The following is a 15,091-nucleotide window of genomic DNA, read 5'->3' on the forward strand; positions in this document are numbered from 1 at the left end:
GTATTCCACCTCCACACGGACCACAGCGCCTCGTGGCGCACTCAACAAATGTGACAGCAACCCCGGTTCACCGGACGATTCCTACTCGGGGGCCACAATCACATGGCTCTTCTCATCCCCTCTGGCTGAGCTGACGCCCCCGTACCCGGTACTCCTGCTCTTCATCGGCTACGCCGCGATCAGTCGATCTTCGAATTCGAAATCGGCTCGGCCGGCAGGTCCACCGGTATCAGTCACACCGGCTCTACGTCGGTGGTGAAGGCGGGGGACTCGCCGGACTTAAGGTCCAGATGTAGGCGTCACATGGACCGGGGGAGCTGTTCGCGCACCCAGTCGGGGTCAGGGTTGACGTAAGGTCGGCCCGCCACCACTACGGTCGGCACCGTCTCGTCTCCGCCGGTGGCGGCCCGCACCGCCGCCGCACCGGCCGGGTCGCGCCAGATGTCCACCCAATGCAGCCGATGAGCATCACGGCCCAACCGGATCCGCAGCCGCAGGCAGTATTGGCAACCCGCTCGCCAGTAGACAATCGGCCAGCCGTCGGCTGCACCGCGGCGGTGCGCTTCTGCCGCACTGATCGATCGCGGGAACGCCAACGGCGAGAACACCCCCGCGAGCGAGACGAACACCAGCAGCAGAACAGCCGCACTGCCCGGGGACCCTGCGGCGATCTGCCCAGCCGCCACCATCAGGCCACTCACCAGGAACAGTATCGGCAAGATCAAAGCGCGCACCATGGTGACCAGGCTATTACTGTCTGGGCTGCTATCGGCGGTAAGGAGGCGGCAAAGGCCGGAGTCAGGCAGCCCCGGCCTCGTCGGAGGATGAGAGTCAGCAGCCGGCGCACGGTGCTGCCGATGGGGGCGACCAGAGTGATGGTCACCTCGCGTTCGGCCATGACGGCGTCGAAGGCGAGTAGGGCGCGCACAGATCCAGCCGAGATACCGGGAAAAATCGCGCAGTTCGCGCTGCCCGGCCCGTGAGGCAGTCACTTCGTCGCCGGCTTTTCGTGCTTCCCCGACGGTGCATCGCCGTCCAGCTACGCCGGAGTCAGCTCGGAGGGGGCGAACTCTTCATCGTCGGCGGGTTTGCCTTCATGGGTCCCCATGCGTCTTTCCTCCCTGCCGGGCTCCTGACGCGGAGCGCTCGCCGGTAAGCGTAACGTCGCGGCCGGTGACCATGGGGAGACACTTTTCCCGCCTCCGGATCGATGTCTTCTCAAGGTGAAGCCGCCCGCGGCGTCGCTGCCCAGCAGGGCGCTCATCTGTGACATTTCTGCTGGTAGGCGCGATAGTGGTGAGCCGGGATCGTGGGTGGTTACCCAACTGAGCAGTGGTTGCGTCCCCCGCGAGAGCTACAGGAATCGTCCGCTGACAGGTGATTCGCGGATCGTGGCATCTCCCTAGCGTGGTCGGTGGATCACGGGACAAGGGAGGCAACGATGAGCACGATGTCTGCGACGCACCGGCCGGGTGGCGGCCGTCTGGGCCGGTTCGCCGGCCATCCGCTGGTTTGGATGCCGACCGGACTGGTCGGCGTTATCTTGGTCTCCGCTCTGACCGCGACGGCGCCTGGCCCGCTGCCGCTGGTGGGGGCGGCCGCCGCGGTCGCCGTCTACTGGCTGGTGATGCGCTACCTCGCACGCCGGCCCACCCCAGAGATCGCCCGGCGCAGAGCGGTGCGAGAGGCACTGGCCGGGGGCGCTGTCGGCCTGGGGTTCATGCTGGTCTCCGTCCTCCTCATCACGGCGTTGGGGGGGTACTCGTTCTCCTGGGCGGGCCGCGGCTTGTTCTCGGTGGTGGTCTCCGCGGTCATCGTGATGGCCGGCACGGCGGTCACCGAGGAGCTGATGTTCCGCGGGCTGGCCCTGCAGGCCGTGGAGCGGCTGGGCGGTAGTCTCGTCGCCCTGGCGGTCACGGCGGGCTTCTTCGGGGTGGCGCACCTGTTCAACCCCGGTGCCAGCGTATGGAGTTCACTGGCCATCGCCATCGAGGCCGGGGTGCTGCTGGGGGCCGCGTTCCTGTGGCGGCGCAACCTGTGGTTCGTCTCGGGTCTGCACTTCGCCTGGAACACCGTCCAGCAACTGCTGGGCATCCCGACCTCAGGGCACGCCGTCGAGGGATTGCTGACCGTGCGGGCTACTGGTCCGGCCGTCCTGACGGGTGGGAGTTTCGGGCTGGAAGCCTCGATTATCCCGGTCGTGGTCGGTCTGGCACTGGCCATCCCTATGCTGATCCTGGCCCACCGTCGCGGTGGCCTGGTGCGCCGCCCGCGCGCCACCGGCTGACCGGGGAAGGGATCGCGATGGCCAGGAACGCCTGGGCCGCGGATGGTGCGCTGGCGCTGCTGGTCACCGTGCTGGCGTTTATACCGACGCTGTCGAAGGTCGGGGCCCAGCTCGGCGACCTCAACACCCGGCCAGTGCAGGTGCTGGGCGTCGGGCTGGGCCTGGCCCAGACTCTGCCGCTGGTCGTTCGCCGCCGCTGGCCCGCGGCCGGTCTGCTCATCATCGGCAGCGCGTTCGCGGTGCATCAGGCGCTGGGGTACCCGACCACGTTCGGGAGTGTGGGGCTGTATCTGGCGTTGTATGCCGTCGGCGCGCATCAGATCCGTTTCCGTCGTGTCCTGGCCGCGGTGGCCGGTGCGGGCTATGCCGTCCTGGCGCTTGTCCTGCACGGCCTGGGCTCGCCGCAGGCGATGCCGGATTACCTGGTGTTCTGGCTGTGCCTGGCTCTGTGCTGGCTGGCCGGGGCCGCGATGCGGAGGTGGCGGATGCAAGAGGGCGAGCGGCGGCGCCTGACCGCCGAGGTGGCCAGGTCCGCCGAGCGGGCCCGCATCGCGCGGGAGTTGCACGATGTGGTGACTCACCATGTGACGGCCATGGTGGTGCAGGCCGATGCGGCGCAGTTCCTGATCACCTCCGCGCCGGAGCGGGCGGGCCAGGGGCTGGCGGCCGTCAGTGACACCGGGCGGCGCGCACTGAGGGAGCTGCGCTCCCTGCTGGATGTGCTGGAGGCGACCGGCGAATCGGCTCCTGCGGATCGGGCGCCCGCCCTGGGCCGGATCGGCGATTTGGTCGAACAGGCCCGCCTGTCGGGCCAGCCCGTCGAATTCACCGAGGAAGGCGTGCGGCGGGAGCCGAGTGCAGAGGTGGAGCTGGCCGCCTACCGCGTGGTGCAGGAGACGCTGACCAATGCGATGAAGTACGCGGCAGGCCGGCCGACGGTGGTGTCGATCCGGTACGGCGAGCAGGTCGAGATCGAGGTGATCACCGAGGGATCGGCCGTTGCCGCGGTCGCGGGTGGCGGTCGGGGGCTGGCGGGGTTGCGTGAGCGGCTGGGGATGCTCGCCGGTGACCTGGAGGCTGGGCCGCGGCCCGACGGCGGTTTCGCGGTCCGTGCGGTGATTCCTTCGGGGGTGCCGGCATGATCCGGGTGCTGGTCTGTGACGACCAGGCGCTGGTCCGCACCGGATTCGTCACGATCTTCTCTGCCCAGCCTGATCTGGAAGTGATCGGGGAGGCCGACAACGGGCACGCGGCGGTGCAAGCCGCGCAGCGGTTGCGGCCCGACGTGGTCGTGATGGATATCCGCATGCCTGTGCTGGACGGTATCGAGGCGACCCGCCGGCTGGCCGGCCCGGCCGCTGTAGCGCCGCCCAAGGTCTTGGTCGTCACCACCTTCAACGTCGACGCCTACGTCTACGACGCCTTGCGGGCCGGAGCCAGTGGCTTCCTGCTCAAGGACGCGCCCCCGGCCGAGCTGGTGGCCGCGATCCGCACAGTCGCCGGTGGCGAGGCACTGCTGGCCCCGGCCGTCACCCGCAGGTTGATCGGCCACTTCGCCGAGCGGCTGCGCCCCACCGACATCGCACGCCCGGCCAGGGACGAGGTCGTCAACGCGCTGACGCCGCGCGAACTGGAGGTTCTGCGGGAGCTCGCCGCCGGCCTGTCCAACGCGGAGATCGCCCAGGCGCTGGTCATCGCGCCGGAAACGGTCAAGACCTACGTGTCGCGGATCCTGACCAAGCTCGGCCTGCGTGATCGTGTCCAGGCGGTCGTCCTGGCCTACCGGGTGGGCCTGGTGTCCGGAGGGCCCTGACACCGGACCGCGTCGCCGGCCACCACGTCCGCCAGTTGCTCGGTCAGGGCGGGCAGGATCTCCGGCAGCTCGGCCTGGTTCGGCTCGCTGATCCAGCGGGCGAAGGCGACCTTGAACACCGCGATGCCCGTCTCGGGCGGCCAGGCTCGCCGCCGGCTCGGGGAGGTCAGCTCTTTGAGCGCCCGGCCGGGCGGGGTGTTGATCAGGGGCGTGTACAGCACAGTGTGCCAGTCGGGCCGGTTGGCGCCGGTAGCGACGGGCGCGCACGATGTCGGCGAACTGGCAGAACCTGCGGTGTTCCACGGTTGAGATGAGGTTCGCCGAGGCGGGAGGAGGGGGCTGTCTGCGGTGAGGGGTTTTCGGTTGGAGTTTGGGTGGGCTCTGGGCATGGGCTGGTGGTGGTGCCGGCCAGTTCGGCGCAGATCGCCCGGCAGATGAAGGCGCCGCGGTGGAAGACCCGTAGTTCGGCCAGGTCGTGCGGGTCGTAGCGGATGACGACGCTTTCGCCGACGAAGGCGGCCAGTGTTGGATCCAGACGGAAGGCCGCCACTCGGTGGTCAGTGAGTACGGTGACGAGGGGCCAGAACCTCGGTGACTTTGGCGATCGCTTCCGGGCCGGGTTTGACGTAACGCACGACGGTGCGGGGGTTCTTGGCCTGTTGGTAAGGCTGGCCTCATCAGCCGCCATCAGTGACATTCCCGCAGGTGAACAGGGGGGCGAGAGGTTCCCTGCACAGGGAACTGGTCGATGACGCCGTCGTAGGTTTCCTGGGCGGGTCCGAACACGATTACGGAGATCGGTCGCTCAACCTCACCGCGGAACAGATAATTCCGTTCTGATAGGGTTGTGCCTGTTGGCCAGTCCCTCAGGAGGAGTTCTCATGTACCTGGTTACCGGTGCCACCGCCCACTTCGGCCGTCAGGCCGTTGAAGCGTTGCAGGCCGCGGGCCACCCGGTCCGGGCGTTGACCCGCAACCCCGAGCAGGCAGGGCTGCCGCAGGGTGTGGAGCTGGCTCAGGCCGACCTGACCAAGCCCGAGACCCTGCCCGCCGCCCTCGACGGCGTGAGCGCGATTCTGCTGATCCTGCAGTACGGCATGGACCCGGCGCCGCTCCTCGCCGCCGCACGGGAGGCCGGTGTCGCCCGGATCGTTTTCCTGTCCTCGGGCGCGGTGGTGGACGGCATCGACGCCCAGCCGGATGTGATCGCCCAGTACCACGGAAACGTGGAGCAGGCAGTCCGCGATTCCGGCCTGGAATGGACGGTCCTGCGGCTGCTGTTCCCGGCGATCAACTCGTTGACGTTCGCGATGCAGCTGGCCGGCGGTGATGTGATCCGCGCACCGTACATCGACGCAGCCGTTAGCGCGATCCACGAGCTGGACGTCGCGGACGTGGCGGTCGCGACGCTGACCGGCGAGGGTCACACCGGTCGGGCCTACGCTTTGACCGGGCCCGAGTCGCTCACGCAGGCCGACCAGGTCCGCATCCTCGGCGAGGCGCTCGGGCGCCCGCTCACCACCGAGGACCTCGACCCGGAGCCGGTGCTCCAGCAGATGAGCGCCTTCATGGACCCGGCCTTTCTGAACGCGCTTTTCTCCCTGATGGCGGCCACCGTGGGTAAGCCGGCCGAGGTCAACGACACCGTGGAGCGGATCACCGGCCACCCGGCCCGCACCTACGCCCAGTGGGCCGCCGACCACGCCGCCGACTTCTAACCTCTCATCAAAGGATCTCCTCCACATGCGTTTCGCCAAGACATTCGCCGCGCTGGCCACCGCCGCGGCGATCATCGTCCCCGCCGTCCCGGCTCAGGCCGGGACGGCGGGCCCCCGCTGGACGGGCGCCTGGTCGGCAGCTGTGCAGCAGCCCTCGCCCGGCGGGCTGCCGGGCTCGTCCAACTGGTCGCAGGCGGGCTTCGAGCGGCAGTCGGTACGCCAGGTGGTCCGGGCCACGGGAGCCGGCGTCGCCGTCCGCATCAAGATCTCCAACCTGTACGGCACGGCGCCCCTCACGGTGAGCGGGGCAACGGTGGCCAAGGCCGCCGCCGGGGCTGCCGTCCGTCCGGCGACCCTGCGCCCGGCGACCTTCTCGCTGCGGCCGTACACGGTGATCCCGGCGGGTCAGGAACTGGTCAGCGACCCGATCCCGCTGCCCGTCCAGGCGCTGGACCGGCTGGCCGTCACCTTGTACTTCCAGGGGGCGACCGGACCGGCCACCTTCCACGACGTCTCCTCGGCCACCAGCTACCGGGCCTCCGGCGACCACCGGTTCGACCCGCACGGCACCGCCTTCACCGACACCTCACAGTCGTGGTACTTCCTGAGCGGGGTGGACGTGCTGAACCCCGCCACCCGCGGCGCGGTGGTGGCCTTCGGCGACTCGGTCACCGACGGCACCGGCTCCACCCAGGACACCGACAATCGCTACCCCGACCAGCTCGCCGAGCGGCTGGTCGCGGCGGGCAGGCCGCTGACCGTGCTGAACAGCGGCATCTCAGGCAACCGGCTTCTCTCCGACCATCCGCTCTTCGGCGAGCGCGGCCTGGCCCGCTTCCAGGGGGACGTGCTCGACAAGCCGGGGGTGCGGACGGTGATCGTGATGGAAGGCATCAATGACATCACCTTCCAGGACTCGCCGGTCACCGCCGAGCAGGTCATCGCGGGACATCGCGAGCTGATCAGGCTCGCCCACACCCGAGGGATCACGATCGTCGGCGGCACGATCATGCCGTTCAAGGGCAACCCCTGGCTCTACCCGGACGGCACCCCCGAACCGTTCGCCCTGGAGCGGATCCGGGACCAGGTGAACACCTGGATCAGGACCAGCGGCGAGTATGACGCGGTGGCCGACTTCGAACACGTCCTGCTCTCACCGACCGACCCGGACCGGTTGCGGCCGGAGTTCAATGTCCGCGACGGACAAGCGGGCGACTGGCTCCACCCCAACGACGCCGGCCTGAACGCCATGGCCGAGACCATCGACCTGACCTGCCTGTAGGGCCCGGAACTCCGATACCCACGATCGAAGCTCCGTGGGTATCGGTGTACTGGCGATCGATCTCCGCGCTGGTCAGATGGCGCAGCAGGCCCTCGATCATCGAGGCCACCTCGGAGTCGGTGTCGGCCTCCAGCCCCTCGATCGCCGCGGTGCCGTCGGCGACCCGCTTGATCCCCATGTTCGTACCGAGCCCGAAGGTGCACAGCAGCAGCAGCCGGCGGCGCAGCACCTTCGCGTCGGTCACCGTGCGCGAGGCCACCGAGGTGAAATGGTTTGTAACCGCTCAGCTACCAATTGGTATGTCGGACTCATAATGGCGACGTAACGCGCCCGAGATGCAGCGCTTTGCTACTTTGCGGCCAGGCCGACGGTGGAGTCCATGGCCAAAACACGTAGCGGTAGTTACACAGCGTTACTTTGTGGCTGGTGGCACGGACCCGGGTGGGGGCCTATCCGGCTTCGTCATTTTCAAGTCCCTCGGGTCGCGCACGGACTGACGATCAGTGCATCGCATTGTGCGGAGCTCAGGCGGTCAGGCCTCGGGATGATGGCGTACGCGCCGCGCCCGACCTGCTCCACGGTGAGCGGGTCGGAAAGGATCGGACGACGGCTGATCGCGTCCAGAGCGCCGGCCGCCCGCTGGACAGGCCAGTCCAGCGCCGTGGCGAGGTCGTCCACGGTGAGCGGCCTGGCGGCGTACACCAGCGCGGCCAGCACTGTCAGCGCGTCGTGCACGGCGGCGTCGGTGAGGCTGCTGTCGTTCATCTGCTCGCTGATCCGGGTGAAGAACTGAGCCATCTGGCCCAGCCGGGTGCCGATGGGCGTGCCGACACCGAAGATCTCGATCCCGTGTCGCGCGGCCGCCGCGACCTCGGCGTGTGCCCCGGTGTCGGCTTTGAACGCCCGGAGCCAGACATCGTCGTCGACCACATACCGTTCGCGGCGGCCGGAATCCTGTGTGCGCCTGACCAACTCGATCGCCTCGAGGTAGCCGATGGCCTTGGACACCGACGCCGGGCTGACCCGTAGCCGGCGTACGAGCTCGGCGGACGTCAGGCCCCCGGAGCCGGAGGTGAGCAGGCAGACGAACACGCGAGCGGGCATCCGGGGAAGGCCGGTCCCGACCAGCAGCGCCGCGAACTGCTCCACGAAACCGCGCACGGACTCGGCCAGCAGCCCGTCGGCCGGTGGCTCCGTGGCCTGAACCGATCTGCGCCGGCGGGCGCGCTGCCCGGTGGCCTGCTGGGCGCGGTCGGCCAGGTAGCCGCCGGGCGCGCTGTTGCGCGCCACTTCGCGGCTGATCGTGGACGTGGGCCTGCCCAGCCGCCTGGCGATCTCGGCGTATCCCAGCCCTTCGGCCAGCCAGATCGCGATCTGCCGGCGATCCTCGGGGGTCAGCCTGCCTCCGGGCATCGGCTCGCTCTCCTGTCGGTTCGGTTCCACGGGTGCGTTCACCAACAGTACATTGCAACGGCCGGTCGACATGAATTGCATTTATCAACAATGCCGTTGCAACGATTGACGCGAAAATCCATGTTTTCAAGCGCATCGTTGAGACTTTTCGTTGACGATGCTTGAAATGCAACGTAGCCTTTTCCATCTTGGAAAGGTTCGGATGAGGCGAGGAACTCCTTATGACAAGAGCGTTGGATGTGACCCGGATGCGAGCTCGCGTCTCCGAGCTGCTCGCGGAGTACCGGATTCCGAGTGCTGCGATCGGCGTCCTCCGTGACGGGGAGATCACTGACTTCGCGGTCGGCGTCAAGAACATCTCCACGCGGGAGCCCGCGAGGACTGACACCATCTACCAGTGCGGCTCCGTATCCAAGACATGGACCGCCCTGGCGTTCATGCAGCTCGTCGACGAGGGGAAAGTCGCCTTGGACGAGCCGGTGCGGGGTTACCTCCCTGATTTCCGGGTCGCCGACCCCGGCGTCAGCGCCGAGGTCACACCCCGCCATCTCCTCAACCACACCAACGGCATCGAGGAGAGCTACGGAGATCCGGGTGAGAACGACGACGTGTACGAGCGCATGGTGGAGAACATCGCCGGCGCACGCCAGGTCCACCCCTTGGGCCACACTCACGGCTACAGCGCGGCCCTGGGCTACGCGATCCTCGCCCGCATCATGGAGGTGATCGACGGCAAACGGTGGGACGACATCATGAAGGATCGTCTGTTCGACCCCTTGGGACTGACCTCGACGAGCAGCAGGCGTGAGCACGCGGACCAGGATCGGGCCGCGACCGGATACCTGATCCGATCCCTTCAAGAGGGACCCATCCTCTCACCGCTGGGTCACCTGCCACGCTCCTTCGGCCCCGGAGGCAACGTCAACACGACAGCCCGGGAGTTACTGATGATGGCGTACGTCTTCCTCAACGAAGGAAAGGCATCGAACGGGACCAGAATCGTCTCACCCGGCATCATCCGCGAGATGATGGAGTCGCGGGTCCCCATACCTGACCCATACATGTTCGGGCCAGAATGGGCACTCGGCCTCATCGTGTGCGATTGGCACGGCCAAACCGCCTACGCCCACGACGGCAGTGCAGTCAGCCAGAGCGCCCGCCTGCGGATCCTGCCGGAATCGAACATCGCCGTCTCGATGCTGGCGAACGCCGGGCCGCGCGACAGCTTCTACCGGAAGGTGTTCAACGAAATCCTGGTCGACCTCGGCGCGGTCACGATCCCTGACCTGCCGGAACCCGACCCGACCCTGGCCCTCGATCTGTCCAGGTATGAAGGCTCCTACGAGCGCCCCGGCACTCGTTACGAAGTGGCGGCCGACCGCGGGAAGCTCCACCTCAAATTCACCCTGAACCCCGTGGAGGCGCAACTCCTTAATAAACCAGAACAGCTCGAATACGAGCTGTTCCCGATCAGCGAGACCCACTTCTTGATGCCTTCAGATGATCCGCTCGAGGACCCTCAGACCGTCGCGATCTACGACTTCAAGAACGGTGCCGCACAGTATCTTCACATCAATTGCCGAGTGAATCCGAGAGTCAATGAGGAGGGTTCCACGGTGCACGTCATGGCTGTTTCTACGATTTCTGACAACGACGGTTTCTGGGATTCCCTGAAGAAGGCGTACGGCCAGCTTCCCGAGGGTGCCAAGTGGACGCTGGCGGTAGCGAGCACCGACGGGAGCAGGGCGGTGAACGTCATCGTCAATGACTCGATCGACGGCGTCAGAAGCTTCTTCGAGGATCACGTCGGCCTCTTCGCTACGACGGAGTACTTCGAGGCCGACGCGTCCAACGCGGTCGGCCTCCCGACAACGTAGCCGCTCCTTGCACTGGCCCCCAAGCCACGATGGCAGCGCACCATTCGGATCCTGCGACCGCTGTCCTGCTTGGGGGTATTGCGCTCCTCCACCACTATGTTCAGGCCGCCCGCGACCCGGACCGATCGCCGTCGGCGGCGGCACCCAGCCGCTGGCCGACGTTGCCGACGCCGAGATCGGCGACGCCGGGGTCTGACCGGTATTCCTGCGAGATTGAACGTTAAGGGTTGCTCCGGTGAGCCTCTGGTCCGTTCAGCATCTGGGTTGGCTCGCCCCCGATGGGATAATCGCAGATAGCCGGTGATTATCTGCGATAGCTTCAGCATCGTCTGGCAAACGCCCACCGCCCGGCTGCTGCCCTGCCTGCTGGACGGACGCCGCACCGGCCCGGTGTTCCTCACCGACCGGCGCGCCCGCGTTGCGTTGCCGCCGGCCGACGTCGACCCCGGCTCCGGCCGGGCCCGGCTGTCCTACCGTCGCGCCGCCGAGCTGTTCGAGCAGGGCCCTGCCGGAGCGGCGGAACGTGCTCACTGACGCCGACCGGCGCGGGCTCACCCCGATCTTCCACATGAACATGACCCCCTACGGTGAGATCCAGCTGCGAACCGACCGCCGCCTGGACCTCACCGAACTCCCGGCATCCGGCGGGAGCTGAGGCGCCCGAAAGCCCACCCCCGCAGGAGTCACCTCACGGCCTAATGCGTTCGGGGAACCCGGTCCAGCGCAGGTCGGCCGGGAGGTGGCTCATGTCGTTGAACATCACGATCGTGGGCGGCAGGCCGTTGCGGTACTCGATGACCGTCAGCGCGGTGTTGGCGCTGTTCAGCCCGAGCCACCGGGATGGCGGCGCGTCTAGTGCATGCCGCACCAGCCACGCGATCGGATAGGCGTGCGTCACCAGGACCTCGTGCGTGTCGGCCTGGGTCTTTTTCGCGCTCGCGTCGGGAGTCTCCGCGAACCGGGCGACCAGGGCCTCGGCGAGCCTCAGGCCCGACGCTGCCTCGGTGTCGTCGTAGCCGTCGAAGAAGCCGACCCAGGACGCGGGTGTTTCGGCCATGCTGGGGACATAGGGCACGTGGTCAACGAGTTCGGCGGCCTCGGTCACGGGCACGTTCGGCAGATGCCGGGCGAGTTCACGCGCGCTTGCTTCGGCGCGTGGTAACGGAGAGTGCCAGACGGCGTCGACCGGTACGCCGGCGAGCCGTTCGCCCAGCAGGCGCGCCTGCCGGCGCCCGATGTCGGTGAGCACCCCGAACGCGTCAGCCGCGCCGTGGCGCGCCAGGTAGAGGACTCGTGTTGTCATCAGTGGTCAGGGACACGGGTCCGTGCGGGCCCGTTTCCCATCTCCTTTCGATCAATCGGTCAGGCGTTCGTCGCCGTGACGGTGCCGGCGGTGCCGTCGATGGTGATGATGGCGTCGTCGCGGAGCCTGCTTGTTGCGTTCGGGATGCCGAGGACGGCGGGGACGGCGTGTTCGCGAGCGACGATCGCGGCGTGGGAGAGCACGCCTCCGGTTTCGGTGACAACGCCGGCGGCGATGCGCAGCAGCGGCGTCCAAGCGGGGTCGGTGAAGGGGCAGACGAGGATGTCGCCCGGGCGCACGTGCGCGAAGTCGGCGGGACCGCGGACGATCCTGGCGGTGCCGGTCACGGTCCCGTGGCTGCCCGGTGTTCCGGTGAGTGTGGCGGGTGGGGTGTGCGAGGCGCCGGAAGGCGGTGGTGGTGACGGTGGTGGGGGTGCGGCGGTGACCGGCCGTGCTTGCAGAACCCAGGTGCGGCCGTCGACGATCGCCCACTCGATGTCCTGCGGTCCGCCGAGTACGGCAGCGATCTCTTTGCCCAATTCGGCGAGGTGCGTGACGGTCGCGTCGTCGATCGCGGGTTGGCGCCGGGCGTGGGTGGGCACGTCGCGAACGACGAGCTGCGTGCCGCGCCGGTCGAGGCGGGTCCGTTTGTCTGCGACGGTGCTTGTGATCGACCCGTCCTCGGCGACGCGATAGGCGTCAGGGGTGACCGTGCCCTCGACGATGCTGGGGCCGAGGCCCCAGGACGCCTCGATCTCGGTCGCGTCGTTCGGGCCTGCGGGTGTGAACATGACCCCGGATACCTCGGCATCCAGATGGCGTTGGACGATGACGGCCATCACGAGATCGTCGGATGGCTGGTCGTCGCGGCCGGAGGCGCCCTGGCGACCGATGGCACGTGGAGACAGCAGCGAGGCCCAGCAGGCACGTACGGCATCGGCGACCTCGCTGACTCCGTGCACAGCGAGAAAGCTCTCGTACTGACCGGCGGCCGACGCCTGACCGGTGTCTTCGTTCGCTGCCGATGACCTGACCGCCACGGGCGGGTCGCCGAGCTCGTCGAGTGCGCGCCCCAGTGCGTCGGTCACGGTGGCGTGGAGTGGGCGGCCCTGGATCACCTGCCGTGCCGCGTCGAGATCGTCTGGCTCGCCGGTGAACCGATCGAGGCCCAGGTCGCCGACGGCGGCCAGGTAGGCGGCGAATGGAACGACGAAGCCGCCAGGAACCGGCAGGCCCGCGCGGAGCAGCGCGCCGAGTGCGCCGGCCTTGTTCCCGCAGGTATCGGCGGCAGCCTCCATGAGGGGTACGATCACCCATCCCGCCTTTCAATAGATTGTTGACAACGTTTTGTTGAGTCTCCATCATGAGTCGCATGCCGCGCAAGCAGGACTTCACGAACACCGCGCACGCCGACCACGTCCAGGCCCAGCGTGAGCAGGACGCACGGGAGCGTCTACTAGACCTGGGCGCAGACACGCTCGACGCTCGTCCGTGGCGGCCCTCGCCCGCCCCGCCGTCGGCTGTCGACCTCGTCCAGTTCGCCGTCTGGCGCTGCGCCGACCTGGACCCGGAGGACATCCTGAGCGCTCTTGCCCTCCTGCAAGCCGCACGCGCGGAGGTCGAAGGACTCGAATCCGCCCTGCTGTTCATAGCCCGGAGTGCAGGACTGACCTGGGCGCAGATGGCACACGCGATGGGATTCAACTCCCCACAGGCGTGCCAGCAGTGGTACACCCGCCTGACAGCACGACAGGACGCTGGCTCATGACGCGGAACTCTCCGCTCGACCTCTTGGTCCTGCACGCCGTGCGCATCACCGGGTTCGCGGACACCCCCGTTGTCGCTCATCGGTACGGGCTCGACGCGGCCGAAACGAAAAAGGTGCTGCGCGACGCCCAGGCACGTGGCTGGGTCGAGCACACCGCCTTCGCCGGCACCGAGGGTTGGTCGTTGACCGAAGCGGGCAGAGCCGAGAACGAGCGCCAGCTCGCGGCCGAACTCGCACGCGTCGGCGGCGCCGACGAGGTCCGTGACGTCTACCGCAAGTTCCTCCCGCTGAACGGCCTCCTGCTACAAGCCTGCACCGACTGGCAACTCCGGCCCGCCGCCGGCGATCGGCTCGCCGTCAACGACCACTCTGACGCCGCGTGGGACGCCGGAGTCCTCTCCGAACTCGCCGGCATCGACCGCGCACTCACGCCACTCGCAGACCGGCTCGGGAGCGTCCTCACACGCTTCCGCGGATATGACAAGCGATTCACCGCAGCCCTGGCGCGCGCCCAAGCCGGGAAGGGCGACTGGGTCGACCGCACCGACGTCGACTCTTGCCACCGTGTCTGGTTCGAGCTCCACGAAGACCTCATCGCCACGCTCGGCCTTGATCGGCGCGCAGAACCCTGACCCCACACCCCGCCCCCGAATCGGCAGTGCAGTCCCTGCTCGGCGGGGATCCGAGCCTCTCGGCGCCGTAACACCTCCGTGGGTTCTCGGCAGGGGTTGCGCTCTCGGGAAGAGTGCGGTTCCGGCAACGGTCCGTCTTTCAGCGCGCAGGACCGCAATGGCGTGGGAACCAGCGTCAAGGCGTTGGCCGGACTTTGGGGCCAGCGAAGAGGCGGCGGCATCCGGCGTTGGTCAGGGCATCGAGGTGGCGTTCGAGATTTCAAATACGCCCGATGGGCGAGGGCTGGTTTCACAGCGCCCGAAAAGACATCCCGGCGCGGTCTTGCCGCCTTCTGGCAGATGGGGCTCGGTGGTGAGAATCCGCTGGAAGTTGTCCATTTATCCCATGGGGCGCTCCAGATGGCCCGTCTGACCTGACGCTGTAAGACCCCGACCAGCCGGGAAACGCGCGGCGCCGACGTCTCCCGCCTGCCGTGCGGTGGTGCAGAAATCGTCAACAAAAGGTACAGAAGTCGTCAACGACATTCTGAGTATGGGGTGTCAAAGTGGCTTATAGCTCACCGACAAAGGAGGGAAACGTGTAAGGAGAAATGGATTCACGGAGAGTCATCGGCTTTCGGCCTGCGGCTCGTCCGGCAGTCGGCGCGAACAGGAAGTCAACAGTGAAAAGGCAGGGGGCAGCCGATGTCATGCATGCTGTCCCGGCCTGACGGACCGTACGACGCGGGCGGAATATGAGAGCTTCGCCAGCGTGTGGCATCGAGACCGACGAGGGAGCGAGGCGAGTGAGAAAGCGAAGGAGTCTGGCGGCCGCCATAATGGCGGCGTGTGCGATGGCCACCTTGGTCACCGCGGTACCGGCTCAGGCGAAGGCGATGGACTGGGATGCGTGTCCCGTGGGCTATGGATCACCCCGGGTTGGTTGGAGGCTCCTGAACCTGGAAGGGTGAGGAGCTATGGCACCACCGAGGAAGTACAGCTCTGAACTGCGTGAACGT

General features: G+C 67.7%; 20 protein-coding genes. 12 read left to right on the forward strand and 8 right to left on the reverse strand.

The features are described 5' to 3' along the window. Positions 1-299 precede the first annotated feature (299 nt). A complete protein-coding gene (locus AB0395_RS45780; protein ID WP_366293883.1) occupies positions 300-737 on the reverse strand; it encodes a glutaredoxin domain-containing protein in 438 nt (145 codons plus the stop codon). Between the two features lie 87 nt (positions 738-824). On the opposite strand from AB0395_RS45780, the gene AB0395_RS45785 reads away from it, so the two are divergent. The 4 genes from AB0395_RS45785 to AB0395_RS45800 all read left to right on the forward strand — a co-directional run bounded on the left by AB0395_RS45785 (position 825) and on the right by AB0395_RS45800 (position 4,100). Beyond that, positions 825-983: a hypothetical protein gene (locus AB0395_RS45785; RefSeq protein ID WP_366293886.1), complete on the forward strand. Its 159-nt coding sequence runs from the start codon at positions 825-827 to the stop codon at positions 981-983. Positions 984-1,441: 458 nt separating this feature from the next. Beyond that, positions 1,442-2,287, forward strand: coding sequence for a CPBP family intramembrane glutamic endopeptidase (locus AB0395_RS45790; protein WP_366293888.1), 846 nt, complete (start codon positions 1,442-1,444; stop codon positions 2,285-2,287). Positions 2,288-2,304: 17 nt separating this feature from the next. Further along, positions 2,305-3,429 carry a histidine kinase gene (locus AB0395_RS45795; RefSeq protein WP_366293890.1) on the forward strand — a complete coding sequence of 375 codons (1,125 nt, stop codon included), beginning with the start codon at positions 2,305-2,307 and terminating at the stop codon, positions 3,427-3,429. Then, positions 3,426-4,100 carry a response regulator transcription factor gene (locus AB0395_RS45800; protein WP_366293893.1) on the forward strand — a complete coding sequence of 225 codons (675 nt, stop codon included), beginning with the start codon at positions 3,426-3,428 and terminating at the stop codon, positions 4,098-4,100. Before AB0395_RS45795 ends, AB0395_RS45800 begins: the two co-directional genes overlap by 4 nt. Here the strand turns inward: AB0395_RS45800 and AB0395_RS45805 are convergent. Beyond that, positions 4,067-4,321 carry a hypothetical protein gene (locus tag AB0395_RS45805; RefSeq protein ID WP_366293895.1) on the reverse strand — a complete coding sequence of 85 codons (255 nt, stop codon included), beginning with the start codon at positions 4,319-4,321 and terminating at the stop codon, positions 4,067-4,069. The two genes, AB0395_RS45800 and AB0395_RS45805, sit on opposite strands and share 34 nt — an antisense overlap. Further along, positions 4,303-4,797, reverse strand: a complete 495-nt coding sequence (locus AB0395_RS45810; protein WP_366293898.1) for a Mu transposase C-terminal domain-containing protein — start codon at positions 4,795-4,797, stop codon at positions 4,303-4,305. The genes AB0395_RS45805 and AB0395_RS45810 overlap by 19 nt, the downstream gene beginning before the upstream one ends. Before the next feature lie 184 nt (positions 4,798-4,981). On the opposite strand from AB0395_RS45810, the gene AB0395_RS45815 reads away from it, so the two are divergent. Both AB0395_RS45815 and AB0395_RS45820 read left to right on the forward strand, forming a co-directional pair. Continuing rightward, positions 4,982-5,818, forward strand: a complete 837-nt coding sequence (locus tag AB0395_RS45815) for an NAD(P)H-binding protein (protein ID WP_366293900.1) — start codon at positions 4,982-4,984, stop codon at positions 5,816-5,818. Positions 5,819-5,843: 25 nt separating this feature from the next. Then, positions 5,844-7,100: an SGNH/GDSL hydrolase family protein gene (locus AB0395_RS45820; RefSeq protein WP_366293902.1), complete on the forward strand. Its 1,257-nt coding sequence runs from the start codon at positions 5,844-5,846 to the stop codon at positions 7,098-7,100. Here the strand turns inward: AB0395_RS45820 and AB0395_RS45825 are convergent. Beyond that, positions 7,006-7,200: a hypothetical protein gene (locus AB0395_RS45825; RefSeq protein ID WP_366293928.1), complete on the reverse strand. Its 195-nt coding sequence runs from the start codon at positions 7,198-7,200 to the stop codon at positions 7,006-7,008. The genes AB0395_RS45820 and AB0395_RS45825 overlap by 95 nt on opposite strands. Here AB0395_RS45825 and AB0395_RS45830 point away from each other — a divergent pair. Continuing rightward, positions 7,145-7,414: a hypothetical protein gene (locus AB0395_RS45830; RefSeq protein WP_366293931.1), complete on the forward strand. Its 270-nt coding sequence runs from the start codon at positions 7,145-7,147 to the stop codon at positions 7,412-7,414. The two genes, AB0395_RS45825 and AB0395_RS45830, sit on opposite strands and share 56 nt — an antisense overlap. A 154-nt stretch (positions 7,415-7,568) precedes the next feature. Here AB0395_RS45830 and AB0395_RS45835 read toward each other — a convergent pair whose 3' ends face one another. Further along, positions 7,569-8,555: a helix-turn-helix domain-containing protein gene (locus AB0395_RS45835; protein ID WP_366293904.1), complete on the reverse strand. Its 987-nt coding sequence runs from the start codon at positions 8,553-8,555 to the stop codon at positions 7,569-7,571. 179 nt (positions 8,556-8,734) lie between these two features. Between AB0395_RS45835 and AB0395_RS45840 the strand changes: the two genes are divergently transcribed. The 3 genes from AB0395_RS45840 to AB0395_RS45850 all read left to right on the forward strand — a co-directional run bounded on the left by AB0395_RS45840 (position 8,735) and on the right by AB0395_RS45850 (position 11,045). Beyond that, a complete protein-coding gene (locus AB0395_RS45840; protein WP_366293907.1) occupies positions 8,735-10,390 on the forward strand; it encodes a serine hydrolase in 1,656 nt (551 codons plus the stop codon). Between the two features lie 300 nt (positions 10,391-10,690). Beyond that, positions 10,691-10,924 carry a hypothetical protein gene (locus AB0395_RS45845; protein WP_366293909.1) on the forward strand — a complete coding sequence of 78 codons (234 nt, stop codon included), beginning with the start codon at positions 10,691-10,693 and terminating at the stop codon, positions 10,922-10,924. Then, a complete protein-coding gene (locus tag AB0395_RS45850) occupies positions 10,914-11,045 on the forward strand; it encodes a hypothetical protein (protein WP_366293912.1) in 132 nt (43 codons plus the stop codon). Before AB0395_RS45845 ends, AB0395_RS45850 begins: the two co-directional genes overlap by 11 nt. Before the next feature lie 33 nt (positions 11,046-11,078). Here the strand turns inward: AB0395_RS45850 and AB0395_RS45855 are convergent, their stop codons facing one another. Further along, a complete protein-coding gene (locus AB0395_RS45855; protein WP_366293915.1) occupies positions 11,079-11,693 on the reverse strand; it encodes a histidine phosphatase family protein in 615 nt (204 codons plus the stop codon). Between the two features lie 59 nt (positions 11,694-11,752). Continuing rightward, the gene (locus AB0395_RS45860; RefSeq protein WP_366293918.1) at positions 11,753-13,006 is read right to left on the reverse strand and encodes a PEP/pyruvate-binding domain-containing protein; all 1,254 of its coding nucleotides are present in this window, start codon (positions 13,004-13,006) and stop codon (positions 11,753-11,755) included. Between the two features lie 59 nt (positions 13,007-13,065). On the opposite strand from AB0395_RS45860, the gene AB0395_RS45865 reads away from it, so the two are divergent. Then, a complete protein-coding gene (locus tag AB0395_RS45865) occupies positions 13,066-13,461 on the forward strand; it encodes a DNA-binding protein (RefSeq protein WP_366293920.1) in 396 nt (131 codons plus the stop codon). Beyond that, positions 13,458-14,093, forward strand: coding sequence for a transcriptional regulator (locus AB0395_RS45870; protein ID WP_366293923.1), 636 nt, complete (start codon positions 13,458-13,460; stop codon positions 14,091-14,093). Before AB0395_RS45865 ends, AB0395_RS45870 begins: the two co-directional genes overlap by 4 nt. 231 nt (positions 14,094-14,324) lie before the next feature. On the opposite strand, the gene AB0395_RS45875 is transcribed toward AB0395_RS45870, so the two are convergent. After that, a complete protein-coding gene (locus AB0395_RS45875) occupies positions 14,325-14,471 on the reverse strand; it encodes a hypothetical protein (protein ID WP_366293925.1) in 147 nt (48 codons plus the stop codon). Between the last annotated feature and the right edge of the window lie 620 nt (positions 14,472-15,091).

The organism is Streptosporangium sp. NPDC051023, assembly GCF_040689595.1.
Taxonomy (GTDB): domain Bacteria; phylum Actinomycetota; class Actinomycetes; order Streptosporangiales; family Streptosporangiaceae; genus Streptosporangium.